This window comes from Kitasatospora sp. NPDC029367 (genome assembly GCF_055569135.1).
This window is the reverse complement of record NZ_JBVHYH010000099.1, coordinates 1-19,426: the sequence shown is the minus strand read 5'-3', so window position 1 is coordinate 19,426 and position 19,426 is coordinate 1. Positions and strand designations below refer to the sequence as shown.

The following is a 19,426-nucleotide window of genomic DNA, read 5'->3' as shown; positions in this document are numbered from 1 at the left end:
GGGATGTGGCAGGCTGTCTGATATGTCTAGACCAATTTTCGAAGTCATCGCGCTGACGCCCCAGGACGCCCAGGCAGCCGAGTCCGGCGGCGCCGACCGGCTCGAACTGGTCACCGACATGGCCGCCGACGGACTCACCCCCTCCGTCGAGGACTTCGCCCGGATCCGCGCCGCCGTCGAGCTCCCGCTGCGCGTCATGCTCCGGATCCGGGACGGCTTCGCCCCCGGCGACCTCGACGAGCTGTGCGCCCGGGCCGCCGCGCTGCGGGCCGAGGGCGCCGAGGAGTTCGTCCTCGGCTTCCTGGACACCGGGGGCGCCGTCGACCTGGCCGCCACCACGGCCGTCGCCGAGGCGATCGCCGGCTGCCGCTGGACCTTCCACCGGGCGATCGACCACAGCACCGACCGGGCCGCGCTGCGCGCCGCCGTCGGCGCCCTGCCCGGGCTGGACACCTTCCTCACCTCCGGCGCGGCCGCCGGGGTGGACGCCGGCTGGGAGGTGCTGTCCGCCGAGCTGGCCCGGGCGGGCGAGCCCGGCTACACCCAGCGGATCCTGATCGGCGGCGGCCTGCGGGCCGAGCACGTCAAGGAGCTGCGGGCCGAGGGCTTCGACGCCTTCCACGTCGGCGGCGCGGTGCGGGCCGACGGCTGGCTGACGCCGGTCGACGCGGCCAAGGTCGCCGAGTGGCGGGCGATGATCGACGCCTGAACCCCTGCTGGAGGGGCCGGTCCCGGTGCCGGGGGCGGCCCCTCCGGCGTGCTACCGGAGCTGCTCCGGCGTGCTACCGGAGCTGCTCCGGCAGCGGCTCGGAGTGCAGCACCGTCAGCCCGGAGACGGCACGGGTGAGCGCCACGTACAGCCGGCGCAGGCCGGTCCGCTCGTCCGGCTCCCCGGCCACCACCGCGGCCGGCTCGTCCAGCACCACGTAGTCGTACTCCAGACCCTTGGCCAGCGAGGCCGGGACGAGGGTCAGCCGGCTCTCGGTGCTGGTCTCGGTGCCGGGGGGGAGGTGCGCCAGCCCGGCGGCGGTGAGCAGCTCGGCGAGCCGGGGGATCCGGGCGTCGGCGGCGATCAGGCCGGTCGAGCCCTCGTGCTCCAGCGCCTCCCGGCAGGCCGCCAGGAGGGCCTCGTCCCGGCCCTGCTCCGAGCCGTCGACCGGGCGGATCTCAAGCGCGCCGGGGGTGTCGCGGACGGAGGTCGCCGGGGCCAGGCCCGGGGCGATCGCGGGCAGCAGCCGGGAGGCGTAGGCGATGACCTCCTCGGGCACCCGGAAGCCCTTGGTCAGCTCCTCCACGTGCGCCTCCGGCTTGCCCAGGTGGTGCAGGGCGTCCGGCCAACTGGCCGTCGCCCAGGGGGTGGTGCCCTGGGCGAGGTCGCCGAGGACGGTCGCCGAGCCGGTGGTGCAGCGGCGGCCGACCGCGCGGTACTGCATCGGGGAGAGGTCCTGGGCCTCGTCCAGCACCACGTGCCCGAGCGAGGGCGTGCGCTGCACCAGGTCCGTCGCCTCGTCGACCAGGACGGCGTCGGCGGGGGTCCAGCGGGCGGTCTTCACCGAGCGGCCGGGCTTGGGCCACAGCACCGCCCGCTGCTCCTCGGCGGTCAGCACGCCCTCGGCGCACTCGGCCAGGAACTGCGGGTCGGAGAGCAGCCGCAGCACCAGCTTGGCCGGGTCGACGGCCGGCCAGCACTCCTTGACCACGGCCTTGACCGCGGCGTTGCGGGCCACCGCGTCCTGCACCCGGTCGTCCGGGGCCTCGCCGCCCTGCTCCATCTTGAGCAGCACGGCGTGCGCGATGCGCTGCGGCAGGGCGTCCCGGGCGGCGCCGTAGCGGACCTCGCGGCCCTTCAACTCCTCGATGATCTCGGCCAGTTCGTACACCGGGACGCGCCAGCGGCGGGAGCCGCGGACCACCACGCAGGGCTCGGTGGGCAGGGTGATGCCCGCCCGTACGGCCCGGCGGAGCACCTCGGCCATCCGGGCGTCGCCCTTGAGCCGGGCCGCCTCCGGGTCGTCCTCGCCCCGCACCTCGACGTGGGCGACCAGCTGCTGCACGGTGGCCTGGGCGACCTCCAGCTCGCCGAGGGCCGGCAGGACCTGCTCGATGTAGGAGAGGAAGGCGTTGTTCGGCCCGATCACCAGGGTGCCGGTCCGGGCCAGCCGCTCGCGGTGGGCATACAGCAGGTACGCGACGCGGTGCAGGCCGACGGCGGTCTTCCCGGTGCCGGGCGCCCCCTGGACGCAGATGGTGCCCGTGATGTCGGAGCGGACGATCTCGTCCTGCTCGGGCTGGATGGTGGCGACGATGTCGCGCATCGGGCCGACGCGGGGCTTCTCGATCTCGGCCGCGAGCAGGGCGGAGGCGGTGTCCTGCTCCGCGGGGTCGGTGAGGTGCTCGTCCTCGTAGGCGGTGAGTTCGCCGCCGGTGTAGCCGAAGCGGCGGCGGCGTTCGACGTCCATCGGGTCCTTGCGGCTGGCCCGGTAGAACGGCTGGGAGACCGGCGCGCGCCAGTCGATCACCATCGGGTCGCCGTCGGCGTCGTGGACGTGCCGGCGGCCGATGTAGAAGCTCTCTCCTCCCCCGCCCTCGCTCAGCTCCTCGCTGACCGCGTGCAGGTAGTCGAGGCGGCCGAAGAACAGCGGGGTGTCGGAGAGGTCGGCCAGGGCGGCGATCCTGGCCTCGATCTGGTTCTGCAGGATGACGGCGGACACCCAGGTGCCGGTCACGTCGCGCAGGTCGAGGGACTGGACGTCCTCGCGCATCGCCCGCAGCGCGGACCGGGACGAGGCCAGGTGGTCGCGTTCGCGCTGGAGCGGGTCGGTGGTGGGGGTGGCGGGGGTGGCGGGCACAGCGAACCTTCCCGGCTGCCCCGGTAGCGGGCGCAGCGGATCGATGGAGCTCACGGTGGGGTACGGCCGACCGGTTGCCGTGCGGTCGGCGCCTCCCCCGGCTGCCTGCGGACGTCAGCAGGTACCACGGTTCGGGAGGGGGCAGACGGACGATCTTAGACCCGTGCGCCTCCGGGTTCCAGCCCCGCAGGTCTCAGGGGGTGCCGGGGGTCCCGTACACCCGGAGGAGGACCTCCGTCCTGGTGGGTACGGCCTTCGGGGTGATGCCCTGGGCCGTCCGGGTGCCTACCGTTGAAGACATGAGCACCGAGAACCGCAACCCCCGTACGGGCCCGGCCGGCGCGACCGCCGTCCAGGGCCGCCACCGCAACCCGCTGAGCACCGCTGTGCGCAACGTCGGCATCGCGCTGGACACCGCCGCGCGCGTGATCTTCCTCGGGCGCGACGGTGTCCGGCTCTGAGCCCCGCTAGAGGGCGTCGTGCCCGCTAGCGGGCGTCGTGCCCGTTAGAGGACGTCGTCGGCGTCGATGATCCGGTACGCGTAGCCCTGCTCGGCGAGGAAGCGCTGCCGGTGGGCGGCGAAGTCCTGGTCCACGGTGTCCCGGGCGACCACCGAGTAGAAGTGCGCCGAGTGCCCGTCCGCCTTGGGGCGCAGCACGCGGCCGAGGCGCTGGGCCTCCTCCTGGCGGGAGCCGAAGGTCCCGGAGACCTGGATGGCCACCGTGGCCTCGGGCAGGTCGATCGAGAAGTTCGCGACCTTGGAGACGACCAGGACGCCGATCTCCTTGTTCCGGAAGGCCTCGAAGAGCTTCTCGCGCTGGGCGTTGCTGGTCTCGCCCTTGATCACGGGCGCGTCCAGGGCCTCGCCGAGTTCGTCCAGCTGGTCGATGTACTGGCCGATGATCAGCGTCTGGTCCTTCTCGTGCTTCTTGACCAGGGCCTCCACCACCCGCCGCTTGGTCGCCGTGGTGGCGCAGAAGCGGTAGCGCTCCTCCGGCTCGGCGGTCGCGTAGGCGAGCCGCTCCGAGTCGGTCAGGGTGACCCGCACCTCGCAGCAGTCGGCGGGCGCGATGTAGCCCTGGGCCTCGATCTCCTTCCACGGGGCGTCGAAGCGCTTCGGGCCGATCAGGCTGAACACGTCGCCCTCGCGGCCGTCCTCGCGCACCAGGGTGGCGGTCAGGCCGAGCCGGCGGCGGGCCTGGAGGTCGGCGGTGAACTTGAACACCGGCGCGGGCAGCAGGTGCACCTCGTCGTACACCACCAGGCCCCAGTTGCGGGCGTCGAACAGCTCCAGGTGGGCGTAGACGCCCTTCCGCTTGGTCGTCATCACCTGGTAGGTGGCGATGGTGACCGGGCGGATCTCCTTCCTGGTGCCGCTGTACTCGCCGATCTCGTCCTCGGTGAGCGAGGTGCGCTTGACCAGCTCGTGCTTCCACTGGCGGGCCGAGACGGTGTTGGTGACCAGGATCAGCGTGGTCGACTTGGCGTGCGCCATGGCGGCGGCGCCGACCAGCGTCTTGCCGGCGCCGCAGGGCAGCACCACGACGCCGGAGCCGCCGTGCCAGAAGCCCTCGACGGCCTGGGCCTGGTACGGGCGCAGCTGCCAGCCGTTCTCGTCCAGCTCGATCGGGTGCGCCTCGCCGTCCACGTAGCCGGCGAAGTCCTCGGCGGGCCAGCCGAGTTTGAGCAGCACCTGCTTGATCTGCCCGCGCTCGGAGGGGTGCACCACCACGGTGTCGGGGTCGACCCGGGCGCCGACCAGCGGGACGATCTTCTTGGAGCGCAGCACCTCCTCCAGGACCGGGCGGTCGGTGGTGGTCAGCACCAGCCCGTGGGTGGGGTGCTTGGACAGCTGGAGCCGGCCGTAGCGGCCCATGGTGTCCGCCACGTCGACCAGCAGGGCGTGCGGCACCGGGTAGCGGGAGTACGTCACCAGGGCGTCGACGACCTGCTCGGCGTCGTGCCCGGCGGCCCGGGCGTTCCACAGCCCGAGCGGGGTCACCCGGTAGGTGTGGACGTGCTCGGGCGCCCGCTCCAGTTCGGCGAACGGGGCGATGGCGCGGCGGCAGTCGGCGGCCTTGGGGTGGTCGATCTCCAGGAGGAGAGTCTTGTCGCTCTGGACGATGAGCGGTCCGTCGTTCACGCGGGGGAGCCCTCCACTGGCTGACAGGCTGACTGGCTGGGTCTGACGCAGACCCTCCAGTGTCGCTCATTTCGCGCGGAACGTGGGCGGGCTGTTTCGACGGGGGCGGGCTACTTCCATTCGTAGAGCACGGCCCGGCCCGCGCCGGTGGGGTCGTTGTCGAACTCGAACACGCCGACCAGGTCGTTCAGGCGCAGGAAGGTGTCGGCGGAACTCTCGAAGTAGATGCTGCCGCGCCAGCTGACCGCCCCGCCCTCGGCGAAGTGGCCGATGCCGCTGCCGTGCCAGCTGTAGGTCTCGCCCTTGTCGGTCATGCCGACGCCCTGACCCTCGCCGAACAGCGAGCCGTCGGGCCGCAGCTCGGACTCGTAGGTGACGAACTCCCGGACCGGGTGGCCGAGCAGCTGGCCGACGCCGGTCATCGACACCTCCAGCGCGGGGCCGCCGACCGTGGCCAGCACCCGTCGGCCGCTCTCCGTGGTGGTGAACTCCGCTATCCGGTCACCGAGCATGGTGGTCGCCTCCTTGGCGGGAACCCCCTGTTCCCGGAGTACGCCCGTGGGCGCGGCCCGTCAACTGCTCCGAGTGGCCACGGTCCGAGTGACCACGGTCCGAGTGACCACGGTGCGTGCTCGCTCGTTGAGCCGGTCATGAAGAACTCGAAGCGCGTTCTCACCGCCCTCGCCCTGATGGGCACGGCCTTCGCCGCCACCGCCTCCTCGGCCGGCTCCGCCCACGCCCTCGCGGGCATCGGGGAGGGGCCCGGCGGCCTGCTGGCCGCCCCCGGATTCCTGATCGCCGACCAGGTCGGCGGCGGCTCGCTGCCGGTCGGCCAGGGCGAGATCGGCAGCCTGGCGGACCAGGCCGTCAAGCAGAAGATGAAGGAGTCGCAGGGGCACTGACGCCCCGTCGCCTCCCGCTGCCCGTCCTACTCGTCCAGCTCCTACTCGTCCTACTCGTCCAGCTCCGCGACGCCGGTGATCCGGTGCAGGGCGAAGGTGCGGAGTTCGTCGGCGTGGTGGTCGAAGGCGGTGACGAAGCCGCCTTCGACCTTCACCGGGTCGATGATCCGCTGGCTGGCGATGCCCTCGGCGTTGAGGTAGCCGATCCACATCCGCTCGCCGAGCAGGACGGCGGTCTGGAGCGCGGCGAGGGTCTCGGCGGCGGCGGTGCGGGGGAGTTGGCGCGGGTCGGGGGTCGGCTCGCGGCGGGTGGCGGTGGCGGCGCGGTCGCCGGCCCGGACGGCCTTGATCGCGGCGGCGAGCAGGGTGTCGTCGGGGGTGGGCGGCCCGTCGGGGACGGGCGTGGGGGCGCTGCGGGGAGGGGTGCGGTGGCTGTCCGGCCGGGTGATCAGGACGTCGCCCTCGGCGGATTCGGCGGCCGGGGCGTAGCCCATGGTGCGCAGTGCGGTGAGCAGGACGTCCGGGGCGGCCTGGGCGGCGAGGACGGTGGGGGCGAGCAGGCGCAGCCGCAGGTCGGCGGCGCGGCGGTCGGCGAGCACCTCGTTCAGCAGGGCCGGGTCGTCGCAGCGCAGGTAGGAGGAGGCGGCCCCGACCCGCAGGATGCCGTGCCGGCGGGCGACGTCGTCGATCAGGTAGGCGAGCGGCTGGGGGACGGGCGTGCGGCTGTGCTGGGCCAGGAAGGTCTGGAGGTCGGCGGCGGTGCGGCCGGCGTCGAGGGCGCGGCGCACGGAGGTCGGGGTGAAGCGGTAGACGGTGGCGCCGCCCTTGGACTCGATGTCGGCGCACAGGGCGAGCGCCTGGGCGAGCGGGGTGAGCAGCGGGCCGGGGGCGATCGCGGTGAGGTCCGGCTGGAGGATCACGTGGTCCAGCGGCCGCGGGAGCAGCGGGGCGAGCACCTCGGCCGGGTCGGACTCGGCGGTGAGCAGGGCGCGGGCGGGGGCGGCGAGGGCGCCGCGGCCGGTGATGCCGAGCAGTTCGGCCTCGGCGAGGGTCCAGGCGGTGAGGTCGTCGCGCAGCTCGTGGCCGCTCGGGCCGGTGGGGCCGCCGCGCAGCGGGCGCTGCCAGCGCAGGGTGGGCAGCAGTTCCGCGGCGGTGGCCGGGGTGCCCGGCGGGAGTTCGGCGAGCAGCGCGAGGGCGGCCCGGCGGACGGACGGGGCGAGGGTGCGGTCGAGCTCGGGGCCGAGGGCGGCGCGCGGCTTGCCCTTGCCGTCCGGGGTGCCGGTGAGGGCGGGGACGCGGGTGGCGGTGAGCCAGGCGGCGGCCAGCACGGACCAGCGTTCGGCGGTGTCCAGCTGCAGCCAGCCGTCGTAGGCCGGGGTCGGTGCCCAGCATTCGTCGGCCTCGCCGTCGGGGGCCAGCAGCCCCGCGGTGTAGGCGAGTTCGAGCCAGAAGGCGGCCTGCTGCTCGGTGGTCTCCAGGGTCTGGGCGGCGCGCTTGAGGTCCCGTACGCCGAGGCCGCCGGCCCGCAGGGTGGGCGGCGGGGTGAGGCCCCAGGTGTCGAGGAGCTCCTCGACGGTCTTGACGGCGGTGTGCGCCTGGCCGGCCGCGGCGTTGTCCACAGCCTGTGGATCGCGCGGGGGAGCGGCGGGCGCGGGCTCGGGCTGGAGCGGTTCGACGGTGCGGTGGGTGCGGCCGCCGCGCAGGTGCAGGGCCAGCTCGCGGGGCAGTACGACGCTGCCCGGGCTGGTGGGCAGCAGCAGGCCGCGGGCCAGCAGCCATTCGACCGGGCTCTGCGCGTCCTCGGCGGTGACCGGGCGGGTGGCGTCCGGGACGGTGCCGGTGGGCGGCCCCCAGACCAGCCGGTCCAGCAGCCGCAGCGCCGGTTCGGGGGCGGTGTCGAGCAGGGCGGCGCAGCGGGCGCGGTCGGTGAGCAGGGCGGTCAGCGCGGCGACCGCGGTGACCGGGTCCGGGGTGGCGGGCTGCCCGGCGGAGGCGAGCAGCTGCTGCAGCCGGGCCGGGGACATGCCGGTGGTGGCGTCGGCGAGAGTGGGGCCGAGGCCGGTGCGGCCGGGGTTCGCGGCGGTGGGGGCGAGTGCCTCGCGGACGGCGAGCACCAGCCGCAGGCCGTTGTCGGGGCCCCAGAGCAGCGCCCGGTCGCGCAGGACGGCGACGGCGCGCGGGAGGGCGGAGGCGACGGCGGCGCGGTCGGCCGGGGTGAGCGGGGTGGCGCCGGGGTGCGGCTTGACCTTGGCCGGGCCGGTCAGCAGGGTACGGACGGTGGCCAGGGAGGTGCCGTCCGGGGCGGTCGCCAGGGCCTCGGCGACCTGGAGGGTGAACCGGTCGAGCCGCTCCAGGGCGCGCAGCGCGGAGGCGCGCGAGGACAGCCGGGCGGCGAGCTGGGTGAGGTCGCCGGGGACGGGGTTCAGCAGGTCGGGGCGGGACCGGAGCAGGGCGGCGAGCGCGTCGTCGGGGCGGGCGCGCAGCTCCTCGGCGAGGGTGCGGGGGCCGGCGGGCGTCCTGCGCTGGCCTTGGGGGCCCTGCTGTGTGGTCATTCGACCTAGGTTAGTCGGGCGCGCCGATGGTGGGGTGCGCTCGTACGGCGGGCCGGGGGCGGGGGCCCCGGTAGTGCGGCTGCGGTGGCGCGGGGTGCGCGGCGGGACTCGCGTCGACGGGGCACGGTGGGTAGCGTCACGGCCGAGGGCGGTTCGGTGGGCGGTCGCCGCGGTTCGGCGGACGGCGTGGGCGAGGCGGGGTGTCGGTGATGACGGACGGCGAGTGGTGGCGCAAGAGCGGGCCGTGGAGCGAGCGGCCGGGGGCGTCGGGTGCATCCGCGCCGTCGACGCCTCCCCCGGCGGCTCCCCCGTCGACGCCTCCCCCGGCGGCTCCGCCAGCGGCCGCGCCCGAGGGTCCGGCGGCGGAGGACAGCGTGTACGGGCCCTCGGTCGCGTCCGGGTTCACCGGGACGGGTGGCATTCCGAACGTGTCTCTGGACCTGCCGGGCGTCGCCTCGCCCGAGGGCGGTTCGGAGGTGATCCCGCCGCCGATGGTGCAGAGTTCGAGCCCGTGGACGATGACGATGCTCGACTTCTCGGACACGCCGCAGCCCGCGCCGAAGCCGATCCCCGAGCAGCGCGCGGAGGACGCGGCGGCGCAGGCCGGGGAGCAGGCCGGGGCGCAGGTGGGGCAGGCCGGGGGGCGGCCGGTGCGGCTGTCGAAACGGCAGCGGAAGGCGCAGGCCAAGGCCGCGCAGGCGAAGGCCGGGAAGGCCGCGACGGCCGCCGGGGCGGGCCAGGGGGCCCGCAAGCCGTCCCCGCTGATCCTGTTGTCCTGCGGGCTGTTGGTCGGCGGTGCGGTGTCCGGGTTCTTCCCGGCCATGCTGGCGGGCTGGGGGCTCGGCTACCTGTCCCGTCAACTCTCCGATCTGACACGTAAGTTCGTGATCCTGGGGATCCCGCTGGTGACGATGAGCGCGACCGCGCTGTTCGCGATGCGAACGGCGAAGCAGGGGGCGGGCGGTGGCGGTGGCGGGGTGCAGACCGGTTCCCCGCTGGGGCAGTTCAGCTGGTCGATGGCTCCGGGCGTGTTGCGCACCTCGGCGGTGCTGACGGCGGTGGTGCTGTTGCTGCTGAGCATGCGCCGCCGTCCGCCGCAGCAGGGCTGAGCGCCGGGGTCGCCCCCGGCGGCTCAGGAGAGCGCCGTGAAGCCCGTGCAGAGCAGGCGGATGCTCCGTACGTACTTCTCGTCCTGGCTCAGTCGCGGGATCAGGTCGCCCATGACCAGTGGGAACCGTTCGCGGAGCTCTGCGTAGAGCTCGGCGGTGACGGTCGGCGGGGCGGTGGGCTGGTTCTGCTCCTGGAGCACGAAGCCGGTGACGTGGCTGAGCAGGGTGTCGGCGGCCGTGCCGCAGTGCTCGGCGGGCAGGCCCGCGTCGAGGAGGGTGCGCAGCAGGCGTTCCATCAGGGAGAGACCGCCGGTGCTGAGCACGCCGGGGCTCTCGGCGAGGAGTTGGGCGCCGCCGGCGTGCTGCTTGATCTCGTGGCGCAGGGTGACGGCCTGGGCCTCGACGCGGTCCTGCCAGCCGGCGTCGGGCGGGAGGGCGGCGAGGGCGGCGGTGCCCGCGTCGTACGCGCGGCGGCTGATCCGGTCGGCCATCAGGGCGAGCAGTTCGTCCTTGCCGCGCACGTGGTAGTAGAGGCTGCCGGCATGGGCGTCGAGGCGTTCGGCGACCTGGCGCATGGACAGGTTCTGGTAGCCGACCTCGGCGAAGACGGCCATGCCGGCGTCGACGATGCGCTCCTTGGTGAGCTTCATGCGGTCCACCGTACATCGTTTTCCAACACTGTTCGAAAACTGTGCTACCTTTGCTCCATCAGGTTTTCGAACGGCGTTGGAAAGCGCCGGAACCGGGGGGAGGGCCAGTCATGGACGCCATCGTCTTCAACGTGACCACGGCTGCGCTGATGGTCATGATGGTCAACTGCGGGCTCGGCGTGGTCGGCCGCGACACCCTGCGCGGACGGCCGCTCCCGTGGGCGGCGATCGCCCTGACCGCCGTCGCCGTCGGCGGGGTGCTGCTCCAGCTGGTGTGGTCCGGCGCCATGGACGCGCTGGACGCGGACCCGGCACGGTCCGGCTGGTGGCGCGAGTTCACCTCGGTGTTCATGCAGAACGGCGGCCTCTTCGGCGGCCTGTGGAACCTCGTCAGCCTTGCCGCCGTCGCCGCGCTCGCCCAGTGGTACTGGGGCGGCACGCTCACCCTCGGCTTCTTCCTGGCCGGCATCCTGCTGCCCGGCCGGATCGACACCCTGATCGGCATCGGCGGCGGCCCCAGCACCGACCCCCGCAACTTCGCCGGCAGCTCCGGCGCCACCTACTTCCTCGGCGCCACCCTGGCCCTCGCCTTCCTCACCCGCACCCGGCTCCCCAAGGAGATCGCCCTGGCCGCCGGCGTCCCGGTGCTCGGCCTGGCGATGTGGTTCGCCCAGGAGAACGGCCACGGGCTGGTGTCGGTCTACGGCTTCGTGCTCGCCGGGGCGGTCTGGGCGGTGCGGCGGCAGGTGGTGGGCCGCAAGGGGGGTCCGGCGGCGGACCAGGCGACCGCCTGACGGTAGCGTGGGCCCCCGGGCCCGTCGCCCAACTCCCTTGCGGGGTACGGCGACGGGCCCGATTCCGTTCCGCGAACCGGAGGCGCTCGGTGGCCCGTCTGTACGTCCGCTCCGACCTCGACCCGAGCGACCGGGAGGCGCACGTCGCCGTCCTCGTCGTCGATCCCGACGGCACCCCCCGGCGAGCGGGCCCTGGACCGGCTCGGCGCGTACTGCTACGAGGGGGACGGCGCCTTCTTCCTGCTGCCGACCGACGGCTGGGCCGAACGCAGCCTGGACGGCGACCGGTTGACGGTGACGATCGCGGTCTACCCGTACGCGCTGGAGCAGGTGCGGGTTGACCCGGCCGACTTCCCGCTCCGTTCGGCCCTCGATCCGGACGCCGCCGTGGTCCTCTCCGCCGAGGTGGACCTTCCCGCCGAGGTGGCCGCCCGGTCGGCCCGTTCGGCCCGGTCGGCCCGGCTCTCCGAGGCCACCGCCGTGTTCACCGGGGCAGCCGGGGTGCCCCTGGAGGCGCTGCTGGCCTCCGGGGAGGACTGGCCGATGGTCCTGGCGGACGGGCCGGCGGAGGAGGAGCGCGAGGGCGAGGGGGCCGAACGGGACGGGATCGTCGAGGCGGTCAACTGACCTGCGGCGCCGCCATGGTGAGGATCCCGTCGAGGACCGCCGCCGGATCGTCCGTGGTCAGCGCGTGCCCGGCGCCGGGCACGATCCGGACCTGGGCGGCCGGGGCGAGCCGGTGCAGCCGCTCGGCGACGGTCCGGGCGTCGTGCAGGGCGCTGCGCTCGCCGAGCAGGAAGAGCGCGGGCGCGTCGAGGCGGGCCAGTTCGGCGTCGTCGAGGGTGGTGGCCAGGGGCAGGCGGCGGCGGAAGCCGGTCGAGGCGCGCGTCAGGGTCATCAGCTCGGCCTCCAGGATGGCGCTGTTGCCAACCGCCCGGGCCAGCCGGGGGCGGAGCGCGCGCGGGGCCAGAGCAGCGAGGCCGCCGAGGATCAGCCAGGTGTAGAAGCGGCGGCCGACGTCGGCCAGGCCGGCCGGGTCGACCAGGGTGAGGGAGGCTGTCCGGCCGGGGTGGCGGAGCCGGTGGTGGAGGGCGATCCAGCCGCCGTAGGAGCAGCCGACCAGGTGGGCGGCGGGCACGTCGAGCGCGGCGAGGAGTTCCTCCAGCCAGTCGGCGGCGTCATGGCCGTCCCTGATCGGGGTGGTCTGCACGCTGGCGCCCGGTTCGCCGACGGTGTCCACGGCGATGACGGGGTGCTGCTGGGCGAGGCGTTCGACGTACGCGTGCCACATCAGGGCGTTGCCGCCGGCGCCGGGGAGCAGCACGACCGGCTGCCCGTGCGCGGGGCCGGTGCGCAGGACGCGGGTGCTGCCGAAGCCGGTGGGGACGGTCGTCGCGGTGTGCTGCCCGGGCCAGAGGCGGGTCAGGGCGTGCTCGTAGGCGGTGCGGAAGCGGGCTTCGGCCTTGCCGTTCGTGAACTCGCTGATTCGCATGGTACATGTGTATCACACGAATGATACGCGTGTACCAACGTGCGCCGGGGCAAGGGAGGCCGAAACGCCCGTCCTGGCCCACCACCTGGACGAGCCGTTCCGGGCGCCGCGAAGTCAGGGCCTCAGGCTCTGGTACAGCCCGTCCGCCCACTGCTCGGTGAACTCGCAGAGGTGGCTGGGGTCGGAGCCCTTGGGGGACTGCATCACCGCCGAGGCGAAGCCGCCGTTGTCCGTGGGCCACTCGACGCGGCAGAAGACGATGCCGTTGTTGCTGGGCTTGTCGTCGATGTACTCCTGGCCGGTCACGGCGTTCGCGATCCGCACCGGGTGCGAGTTCGGTTGGACGGTGTACGGGCCCCGGTAGGTCTGCGCACTGGCGAAGTTGTACGGGAGGCGGGGGGAGCCGTCGGTCCACCAGTCGCACCGGCGCCGTTCGGGCTTGACGTCCTCGTGGCCCTGGCTGGTGAGCCCGAGCTTGGCGGCGAGGTCGGAGGAGACGCGGCAGGGGGTCGGCAGGTCCGGGAGGCCGGGCGCCGAGCTGCTCGACGGGCTGCTCAGCGGCAGCCCGGAGGCGGTGGCCCCGGCCGCGGCCTCGGGCTGATCGGTCCCGTCGTCCCCGGGGAGCGTGGCGACCAGCACCCCGACCACCGCGGCCAGCACGGCGCCGACGATCACGCCCATGGTCGTCCGGGCCGAGCGCGACCTCGGGGCGTCCGTCGGCGCCGTCACCGCGAGGTCCTGCACCGCGGGCGCGGGCGTGGACACGGGCGTGGACGCGGTCACGGTCACGGGCGCGGTCACGGGCGTGGACGCGGTCACGGTCACGGGCGCAGCGGTCGGCGCCGGGAGCGGATGGTCGAGCACCGTGGGCACGTTCGGGACGGACCGGTCGAGCATCGCCAACGCCTGTGCCGTGCTGGGTCGTTGCTCCGGTTCCTTCGCCAGCAGCGCCAGGATCAGCGGCGCCAGCCGACCGGCGTTGCGCGGCGGCGCGGGCGGGTCGAACAGGACGGCGGTCAGCGAGGCCGTCGCCGAGTCCCGGCGGAACGGCGAGACGCCCTCGACCGCCTGGTACAGGGTGACACCGAGGGAGAACAGGTCGGAGGCGGCCTGCCCGTCCACGCCGCGCGCCCGCTCGGGCGCGATGTACTCGATCGAGCCGATGAACGCCCCGGTCGCGGTGAGCGTCGTGTCGGCCTGGTGGACGGCGATCCCGAAGTCCGCGAGCAGCACCTCGCCGTCGTCGGCGAGCATCACGTTGGCGGGCTTGACGTCCCGGTGCACCACCCCGGCCGCGTGGGCGGCGCCGAGGGCGGTCAGCAGGGCGCGGGCGACCGCGGCCGCCCGCTCGACCGGCAGCGGCCCGTGCGCGGCCAGCCGGTCGCCCAGCGAGCCGCCCGACACCAGCTGCATCACCATCCACGGCATGCCGTCCTCGACCAGCACGTCGTGGACGGACACGATGTGCGGCCGGTCGCGCAGCCGGGCGGCGTTGCGCGCCTCGCGCTCGGCCCGGGCCAGCCGTTCGGCCCGCTCGCCGTCCGAGGTCGCGGGCGGCAGCCACAGCTGCTTGACGGCCACGTCGATGCCCAGCGTCTCGTCGTGGGCCTGCCAGACCCGCCCGAAGCCGCCGGCCCCCAGCTGCCGGACGAGCCGGTAGCGACGGCCGATCAGCCGTCCTGGTATCGCCTCTTCGGTCACGGCCCCGCCCCGTTCTCGATCGCCGCCGACGTCCCCGATGCCGTCGATGCCGCCGCGTGCCGACAGTACGGGCAGGGCTCCGGGTGGATCAACCGACCGTCCTACGTGTCACATCTGCTTGTCGGGATCCGTCGGTGCGGCAGAGGAGCGATGGAGCACCCTCGACGACACGAAGGGACACCCAGCGAGATGCTGACGAACATCATGTACGTGACGGTCTACGTCACCGACCAGGACCGCGCCCTGGAGTTCTACACCGACCGGCTCGGCCTGGAGAAGCGCATCGACCACCCGGGCCCCGACGGGCGCTTCCTGACCGTGGCCACCCCGGGCAGCCCGGTGGAGATCATCCTCTGGCCGCACGCCCCGGCCGCCGGCCAGCCGGCCTCGCGCCTGCCGGGTGTCACTCCGGGGCCGGTCTTCCTCGAATCGGACGATCTGCGGGCGGACTTCAAGGTGCTGAGCGGGCGCGGCGTCACCTTCGAGCAGTCCGAGCCGGAGGACTACGGCTTCGGCATCCGCGTCGAAGCCGTGGACCCGGACGGCAACCGCATCTCGCTGCGCCAGCGCGCCGCCTGGATGGGCGGCGACAAGGGCTGAGCAAGCCGGGCCGCCGGTCGGCCCCCGGGCCCGCCGCCACCCCTCCCGCTGCGGGGGTTAACACCCGTACGGGAGGGGTGCTTTCCCCGTTCTGCGGCTCCGCCCGGCGGGCCAGACTCGGGGCATGCCCACACAGTCCGTGACGATGACCAAGGCCGCGGCCGCTCCGGCGTCCGCCGCCCCGCAGCCGGAGGGCGGCGGCAGTGACTTCGCCCAGTTGAGCCGCCGGATCGCCGCCGAGGGTCTGCTGGACCGCCGCCCCGGCTACTACGCGGCCCGCATCGGGCTGGTGCTCTTCGCGTTCGTCGACGGCTGGTGCGCCCTGTACGCGATCGGCGACACCTGGTGGCAGCTCGCCCTGGCGGCCGTGATGGCCGCGGTCTTCGCCCAGGTCGCGCTGCTGTCGCACGATCTGGCGCACCGCCAGGTGTTCAGTCGGCGGGTGCCCAGCGAGGTCGGCGGCCGGATCGCCGCCAACCTGCTGATGGGCATGAGCTACGGCTGGTGGATGAACAAGCACACCCGCCACCACGCCAACCCCAACCACGAGGAGCGCGACCCGGACGTCTCGCCCGACCTCGTCGTGTGGTCCCAGCGGCAGGCCCGGCAGGCGAGCGGCCTCGCCCGGTTCATCGGCCGCCGGCAGGCGTACCTGTTCTTCCCGCTGCTCCTGCTGGAGGGCCTCAACCTCAGCTTCAACAGCTTCCGCGCGCTGCGCGGCCCGGCGGTGAAGCGGCCGGTGCTGGAGGGCGTCCTGCTGGTCGTCCACTTCGCGGCCTACTTCGGCCTGGTCTTCGGCGCGCTGCCGTTCGGCAAGGCCCTGGCCTTCGTCGCCGTGCACCAGGCGCTGCTCGGCGTCTACCTGGGCTGCGTCTTCGCGCCGAACCACAAGGGCATGCTGATGGTGACGCCCGGGATGCGGCTCGACTTCCTGCGCCGCCAGGTGCTCACCTCGCGCAACGTCCGCGGCGGGCCGCTGCTCGACGTGGTGATGGGCGGCCTCAACTACCAGGTGGAGCACCACCTGTTCCCCAGCATGCCGACCCCCGCGCTCGGGCGGGCGGCCCGGATCACCCGGGAGTTCTGCGCGGAGAAGGACATCCCGTACTACGAGACCGGGCTGCTCCGCTCCTACCGGGAGATCCTCACCCACCTGCACCGCACGGGCGAGCCGATCCGCTCCGGCGACTGAGCGACGCCGCCCGGGCCCGTGCGAGGGGCTGCGGCGCGAGGCGGGGCGATGCGGCGCGAGGCGGGGCGATGCGCAGGAAGTCGGCGGGGTCGACTTCCTGCGCATCGGAAGCGGTCGCGAGGTTCAGAGGGAGTATCCGCTGACTCTGGTCAGCCGGAAGCCTTGGGCCACTTGGTCGTTGAAGGTCTGCTGGTACTGGTCGGCGCTGAGGCGGTGGAAGGCGGCGAACGGCGGTGTGCTCTGCTGTTCGAAGATGGCGGCGTAGTGGTCGCCGCCGTCGAAGGTGTAGCCGCTGACGTCGATCGGGCGGAAGCCTTGGGCCACTTGGTCCTTGAAGGTCTGCTGGTACTGGTCGGCGCTGAGGCGGTGGAAGGCCGCGAACGGCGGGCCGTTCCGCTGCTCGAAGATGGCGGCGTAGAGGTCGCCACCGTTCACCGCGTAGCCGCTGACGTGGACGGGGCGGAAGCCCTGGGCGACTTGGTCGTTGAAGGTCTGCTGGTACTGGTCGGCGCTGAGGCGGTGGAAGGCCGCGAACGGCGGGCCGCTCTGCTGTTCGAAGATGGCGGCGTAGAGGTCGCCACCGTTCACCGCGTAGCCGCTGACGTCGATCGGGCGGAAGCCCTGGGCGACTTGGTCGTTGAAGGTCTGCTGGTACTGGTCGGCGCTCAGGCGGTGGAAGGCCGCGAACGGCGGCCCGTCGCGCTGCTCGAAGATGGCGGCGTAGCGGTCAACCGCATCGACGGCGTAGCCGCTCACCCACACGGGGCGGAAGCCCTGTCCGGTGAGGGTGTCGAAGGTCTGCTGGTACTGGTCGGCGGTCAGGTCGTGGACCGCGTGGAACGAGGGGCCCTGGCTCTGCTCGAAGATCGCGGCGAAGCGTTGGGACGTGCCCGTCAGTGGGTCGGCGGATGCGCAGACGATCTCGCCGGTGTCCTGGTTGGCCTGGCAGAAGCCTTTGAGCAGTTGCACCTCCACGGTCGTGTTGTTGCCGCTGCCGCCGAGGTGCACCACCGAGAAGCCCCCGCTGGTGGCGCCCGTCGCGGCGGGGGTCACGCTCTCTTCGTAGGAGTTCGCCCCGGTGAAGGGGTTGTCCCAGTGGAAGCTCATTTCGCCCTGGCGGACGCCGTCAACGTCCTCGATCTGATAGGTGACCCGGCCTTCGGTGCCGGTGAGGAATCCGTCCGACTCCGATTCCCATTCCCCCCTGTCCCCGATGAGCTGTGGCGGCTGGGTGGTGAAGACACCCGGGCCGATTTCCGTGGCGGTGAGCCTGAGGTTCAGCACCCCGGCGAAGTTCTGGAGCGTGACGTGGGTCGAGCGGGCAGCCATCGTCTCCTCCCGTCATTCGTTCGTTTACATACCTCGAATCTACGCCTCAGGGCCGACCCTGCCCACTCGGCCAACTGCCGCGGCCGGCAACGCCGCAGAGGCGCACGCCACCCGTTGACGGACCGTGACGACGGTTACCCTCGGCCACCGCACGCGGAACCCGTCGAGGCCGGGCGGGGGCATCCGGCCGGGCGGATACGGCTTGAACGGGCGCAGGAGGCCGCCCGCCGCGACCGCCGCGATGGCGAAGCGGACACGGCTTCCCGGGCGGGGCCGTAGCTACGGTTTCCGTACGGATCAGGAGAACGCGGGCGGGGAGTGGGAAGTCGATGGGGTCGACTTCCCACTCCTGGGACGTGTGGAGGGTCAGGCGTGGTGGTCGAACTCGCCGGCCTTGAGGCCGCTGAGGAGGGCGGCGAGGGCGGCCGGGGTGGTGTGGAGGATGAGGTGGCCTTCGTCGGACTCGCGGAGTTCGATGGCGCCGTCGGCCACACGCACCTCCACGCACTCATTGTTTGCGGCGCTGTAGCTGGACTTCTGCCACTCTGACTTACGCATACGGCATTACATCCTTCATGACGGATCGAACGAAATCACGTGATCCTTCTTCGGAGAGTGCCGTGGAGTCCAGGGTGGAGAAGATCGCCCGGTGCTTGGCCAGGTCCGCTGGGGAGTCGAAGAAGAGTGCACCTTGAGCCACGTCCATCTGGATGGTGTCCAGCTCGGGAACGGGCCCTTCGGCGAAGGTGAGGTTCTCGCCGAAGCCTGGAAAGGTGTCGACGGCGAACGGCACGACGCGGACTGAGATGCCTGGCTGCTCCGAGGCGCTGAGGAGCGATTCGAGCTGGTCTGCGAGGACTTTGGGGCCGCCGAACTGCATCCTCAGCGCTGCCTCATGGACGAAGACCTGGATGGGAATCGCACTGGAGCTCACGACTTCCTGCCGCTTGAGTCGAAAGGCCGTCCTGGTGTCGATCTCTTGTGACGGCAGCGGAGGAAAGATCCGAGCGAACACAGCCGATGCGTAGTCGTTGGTCTGTAGCAGGCCGGGCACGAAGGTCGTCGTACAGATGGTCAGTCGGGCGGCCCGGCTTTCAAGCTCGGCGACCTCAAGGAAGTCGATGGTGAGTGTGCCGCGATACTTCTCCCACCAGCCCTTCTCGCGCTCCGAAGCCATGTCGACAAGGGCGTTGATCAGTGGCTGGTTGGCGCACTTGCAGGCCGAGGCGACGGTCCGCAGGCGCTCGGGACTGACGCCGATCTTCGCCTTCTCCATCTGTGTCATCTGCCCGGGGCTGATACCGAGAGTGCGAGCGAGTTGGCTGCCACCGAGACCGGCCTGCTCCCGCATTCTCCGCAGCTCAGTGCCGATTCGGCGTTGGCGGAGAGTCGGATTCGAGCGAAGGGGCATGGTGTCCTCTCTACCGGTGCTGGGGCCAGTGTGCCGCGCTGGGAGCGCGAAGGTCCATCTGGGCCGGTCTCCACGATAGAGGGAATTTTGAGGCGAAGGCCTCAAAATACAGGCACGCTGCGCTATCGTCGTTCTCACCTCGATCCGACGGATCGTCAGTAACGCTTGCCAGCAAGCGCCGCAGAGCAGCCATGCCCATCTGCCTGGCCTGGCTCACGGCGACATCCATCCGCCGGATTCCCCTTCTCAGCCACGCCCGGGAGAACTCCCATGCGTCACCTCAACACGCCCTCGCTCGCCCTCGGCCGTCAGGCCCTCCAGGACGCCATGGTCCGCCTCGGCTGGCCCGCCTCCACCATCTTCGAGGCCGAACTCTGCCTCTACGAACTCCTCGTGAACGCCTGGCGGCACGGCGACACCCCCGCCCCCGTCGTCCAGATCCTCGCGATGACCCGCAACACCCTCCGGGTCTCCGTCTCCGACGAGAGCCCGCTCTTCCCCGACCTCCACGCCCCCTCCGTCCTCGCCGAGTCCGGGCGCGGCCTCCAGCTGGTCGAGGGCCTCACCACCCGCTGGGGCGTCGACCCCCGGGAGCACGGCAAGTCGATCTGGTTCGAGTGCGCCCTGAAAGCGCCTGGTTGTATCCCCGGCATAGCCGGGAGGAATTCGGAGGTTATTCCTGGGTCCAATGGCTTACCTGGC

19 protein-coding genes are annotated in these 19,426 nt (G+C 72.9%); 9 read left to right on the top strand and 10 right to left on the bottom strand.

Features of this window, described 5'->3' with window-relative positions; genetic code table 11:
* Positions 1–22 precede the first annotated feature (22 nt).
* A complete protein-coding gene (locus ACZ4W5_RS34640) occupies positions 23–709 on the top strand; it encodes a copper homeostasis protein CutC (RefSeq protein ID WP_465659051.1) in 687 nt (228 codons plus the stop codon).
* Between the two features lie 73 nt (positions 710–782).
* On the opposite strand, the gene ACZ4W5_RS34635 is transcribed toward ACZ4W5_RS34640, so the two are convergent.
* Positions 783–2,849 carry a HelD family protein gene (locus tag ACZ4W5_RS34635; protein WP_465659049.1) on the bottom strand — a complete coding sequence of 689 codons (2,067 nt, stop codon included), beginning with the start codon at positions 2,847–2,849 and terminating at the stop codon, positions 783–785.
* 299 nt (positions 2,850–3,148) lie between these two features.
* On the opposite strand from ACZ4W5_RS34635, the gene ACZ4W5_RS34630 reads away from it, so the two are divergent.
* Positions 3,149–3,310, top strand: coding sequence for a hypothetical protein (locus tag ACZ4W5_RS34630; protein ID WP_465659047.1), 162 nt, complete (start codon positions 3,149–3,151; stop codon positions 3,308–3,310).
* Between the two features lie 44 nt (positions 3,311–3,354).
* On the opposite strand, the gene ACZ4W5_RS34625 is transcribed toward ACZ4W5_RS34630, so the two are convergent.
* Positions 3,355–4,992 (bottom strand): DNA repair helicase XPB, encoded by a 1,638-nt coding sequence (locus ACZ4W5_RS34625; RefSeq protein WP_360245030.1) that lies wholly within the window; start codon positions 4,990–4,992, stop codon positions 3,355–3,357.
* Between the two features lie 110 nt (positions 4,993–5,102).
* Positions 5,103–5,504: a hypothetical protein gene (locus ACZ4W5_RS34620; RefSeq protein WP_465659045.1), complete on the bottom strand. Its 402-nt coding sequence runs from the start codon at positions 5,502–5,504 to the stop codon at positions 5,103–5,105.
* A 138-nt stretch (positions 5,505–5,642) separates the two neighbouring features.
* Here ACZ4W5_RS34620 and ACZ4W5_RS34615 point away from each other — a divergent pair, with 138 nt between their 5' ends.
* Positions 5,643–5,894 carry a hypothetical protein gene (locus ACZ4W5_RS34615; protein WP_360245024.1) on the top strand — a complete coding sequence of 84 codons (252 nt, stop codon included), beginning with the start codon at positions 5,643–5,645 and terminating at the stop codon, positions 5,892–5,894.
* Between the two features lie 50 nt (positions 5,895–5,944).
* Here ACZ4W5_RS34615 and ACZ4W5_RS34610 read toward each other — a convergent pair whose 3' ends face one another.
* Complete coding sequence (locus tag ACZ4W5_RS34610) at positions 5,945–8,446, bottom strand: helicase-associated domain-containing protein (protein WP_465659043.1); 2,502 nt, start codon at positions 8,444–8,446, stop codon at positions 5,945–5,947.
* A gap of 428 nt (positions 8,447–8,874) precedes the next feature.
* Here ACZ4W5_RS34610 and ACZ4W5_RS34605 point away from each other — a divergent pair, with 428 nt between their 5' ends.
* Positions 8,875–9,555: a hypothetical protein gene (locus tag ACZ4W5_RS34605; protein WP_465659041.1), complete on the top strand. Its 681-nt coding sequence runs from the start codon at positions 8,875–8,877 to the stop codon at positions 9,553–9,555.
* 23 nt (positions 9,556–9,578) lie between these two features.
* On the opposite strand, the gene ACZ4W5_RS34600 is transcribed toward ACZ4W5_RS34605, so the two are convergent.
* Positions 9,579–10,205, bottom strand: a complete 627-nt coding sequence (locus ACZ4W5_RS34600; RefSeq protein ID WP_402489196.1) for a TetR/AcrR family transcriptional regulator — start codon at positions 10,203–10,205, stop codon at positions 9,579–9,581.
* Positions 10,206–10,315: 110 nt separating this feature from the next.
* Between ACZ4W5_RS34600 and ACZ4W5_RS34595 the strand changes: the two genes are divergently transcribed.
* Positions 10,316–10,999: a hypothetical protein gene (locus ACZ4W5_RS34595; protein ID WP_465659039.1), complete on the top strand. Its 684-nt coding sequence runs from the start codon at positions 10,316–10,318 to the stop codon at positions 10,997–10,999.
* A 288-nt stretch (positions 11,000–11,287) separates the two neighbouring features.
* Positions 11,288–11,626 (top strand): hypothetical protein, encoded by a 339-nt coding sequence (locus ACZ4W5_RS34590; RefSeq protein ID WP_465659037.1) that lies wholly within the window; start codon positions 11,288–11,290, stop codon positions 11,624–11,626.
* On the opposite strand, the gene ACZ4W5_RS34585 is transcribed toward ACZ4W5_RS34590, so the two are convergent.
* Together ACZ4W5_RS34585 and ACZ4W5_RS34580 are read right to left on the bottom strand one after the other, a co-directional pair.
* Positions 11,619–12,491, bottom strand: a complete 873-nt coding sequence (locus ACZ4W5_RS34585; RefSeq protein ID WP_465659035.1) for an alpha/beta fold hydrolase — start codon at positions 12,489–12,491, stop codon at positions 11,619–11,621. The genes ACZ4W5_RS34590 and ACZ4W5_RS34585 overlap by 8 nt on opposite strands.
* A gap of 114 nt (positions 12,492–12,605) precedes the next feature.
* Positions 12,606–14,192 carry a serine/threonine-protein kinase gene (locus ACZ4W5_RS34580; protein WP_465659034.1) on the bottom strand — a complete coding sequence of 529 codons (1,587 nt, stop codon included), beginning with the start codon at positions 14,190–14,192 and terminating at the stop codon, positions 12,606–12,608.
* Positions 14,193–14,381: 189 nt separating this feature from the next.
* On the opposite strand from ACZ4W5_RS34580, the gene ACZ4W5_RS34575 reads away from it, so the two are divergent.
* Positions 14,382–14,792, top strand: coding sequence for a VOC family protein (locus tag ACZ4W5_RS34575; RefSeq protein ID WP_465659033.1), 411 nt, complete (start codon positions 14,382–14,384; stop codon positions 14,790–14,792).
* A gap of 145 nt (positions 14,793–14,937) precedes the next feature.
* Positions 14,938–15,984, top strand: a complete 1,047-nt coding sequence (locus tag ACZ4W5_RS34570; protein WP_360245078.1) for a fatty acid desaturase family protein — start codon at positions 14,938–14,940, stop codon at positions 15,982–15,984.
* A 123-nt stretch (positions 15,985–16,107) separates the two neighbouring features.
* Here ACZ4W5_RS34570 and ACZ4W5_RS34565 read toward each other — a convergent pair whose 3' ends face one another.
* The 3 genes from ACZ4W5_RS34565 to ACZ4W5_RS34555 all read right to left on the bottom strand — a co-directional run bounded on the left by ACZ4W5_RS34565 (position 16,108) and on the right by ACZ4W5_RS34555 (position 18,724).
* On the bottom strand, positions 16,108–17,313 hold the full coding sequence (locus ACZ4W5_RS34565; protein ID WP_465659032.1) for a hypothetical protein: 1,206 nt from the start codon (positions 17,311–17,313) through the stop codon (positions 16,108–16,110).
* A 366-nt stretch (positions 17,314–17,679) separates the two neighbouring features.
* On the bottom strand, positions 17,680–17,871 hold the full coding sequence (locus tag ACZ4W5_RS34560; protein WP_360244995.1) for a DUF397 domain-containing protein: 192 nt from the start codon (positions 17,869–17,871) through the stop codon (positions 17,680–17,682).
* Positions 17,864–18,724, bottom strand: coding sequence for a helix-turn-helix domain-containing protein (locus tag ACZ4W5_RS34555; RefSeq protein ID WP_360244992.1), 861 nt, complete (start codon positions 18,722–18,724; stop codon positions 17,864–17,866). Before ACZ4W5_RS34555 ends, ACZ4W5_RS34560 begins: the two co-directional genes overlap by 8 nt.
* A gap of 270 nt (positions 18,725–18,994) precedes the next feature.
* Between ACZ4W5_RS34555 and ACZ4W5_RS34550 the strand changes: the two genes are divergently transcribed.
* On the top strand, positions 18,995–19,426 hold a 432-nt coding region (locus tag ACZ4W5_RS34550; protein WP_465659029.1), incomplete at its 3' end, for an ATP-binding protein.

Bases quoted from the DNA above. Each gene is read 5' to 3' on its own strand.
- ACZ4W5_RS34555 (WP_360244992.1), bottom strand. From the start codon at position 18,724: ATGCCCCTTCGCTCGAATCCGACTCTCCGCCAACGCCGAATCGGCACT.
- ACZ4W5_RS34620 (WP_465659045.1), bottom strand. From the start codon at position 5,504: ATGCTCGGTGACCGGATAGCGGAGTTCACCACCACGGAGAGCGGCCGA.
- ACZ4W5_RS34585 (WP_465659035.1), bottom strand. From the start codon at position 12,491: ATGCGAATCAGCGAGTTCACGAACGGCAAGGCCGAAGCCCGCTTCCGC.
- ACZ4W5_RS34570 (WP_360245078.1), top strand. From the start codon at position 14,938: ATGACCAAGGCCGCGGCCGCTCCGGCGTCCGCCGCCCCGCAGCCGGAG.
- ACZ4W5_RS34595 (WP_465659039.1), top strand. From the start codon at position 10,316: ATGGACGCCATCGTCTTCAACGTGACCACGGCTGCGCTGATGGTCATG.
- ACZ4W5_RS34560 (WP_360244995.1), bottom strand. From the start codon at position 17,871: ATGCGTAAGTCAGAGTGGCAGAAGTCCAGCTACAGCGCCGCAAACAAT.
- ACZ4W5_RS34610 (WP_465659043.1), bottom strand. From the start codon at position 8,446: ATGACCACACAGCAGGGCCCCCAAGGCCAGCGCAGGACGCCCGCCGGC.
- ACZ4W5_RS34575 (WP_465659033.1), top strand. From the start codon at position 14,382: ATGCTGACGAACATCATGTACGTGACGGTCTACGTCACCGACCAGGAC.
- ACZ4W5_RS34615 (WP_360245024.1), top strand. From the start codon at position 5,643: ATGAAGAACTCGAAGCGCGTTCTCACCGCCCTCGCCCTGATGGGCACG.
- ACZ4W5_RS34630 (WP_465659047.1), top strand. From the start codon at position 3,149: ATGAGCACCGAGAACCGCAACCCCCGTACGGGCCCGGCCGGCGCGACC.
- ACZ4W5_RS34640 (WP_465659051.1), top strand. From the start codon at position 23: ATGTCTAGACCAATTTTCGAAGTCATCGCGCTGACGCCCCAGGACGCC.
- ACZ4W5_RS34600 (WP_402489196.1), bottom strand. From the start codon at position 10,205: ATGAAGCTCACCAAGGAGCGCATCGTCGACGCCGGCATGGCCGTCTTC.
- ACZ4W5_RS34565 (WP_465659032.1), bottom strand. From the start codon at position 17,313: ATGGCTGCCCGCTCGACCCACGTCACGCTCCAGAACTTCGCCGGGGTG.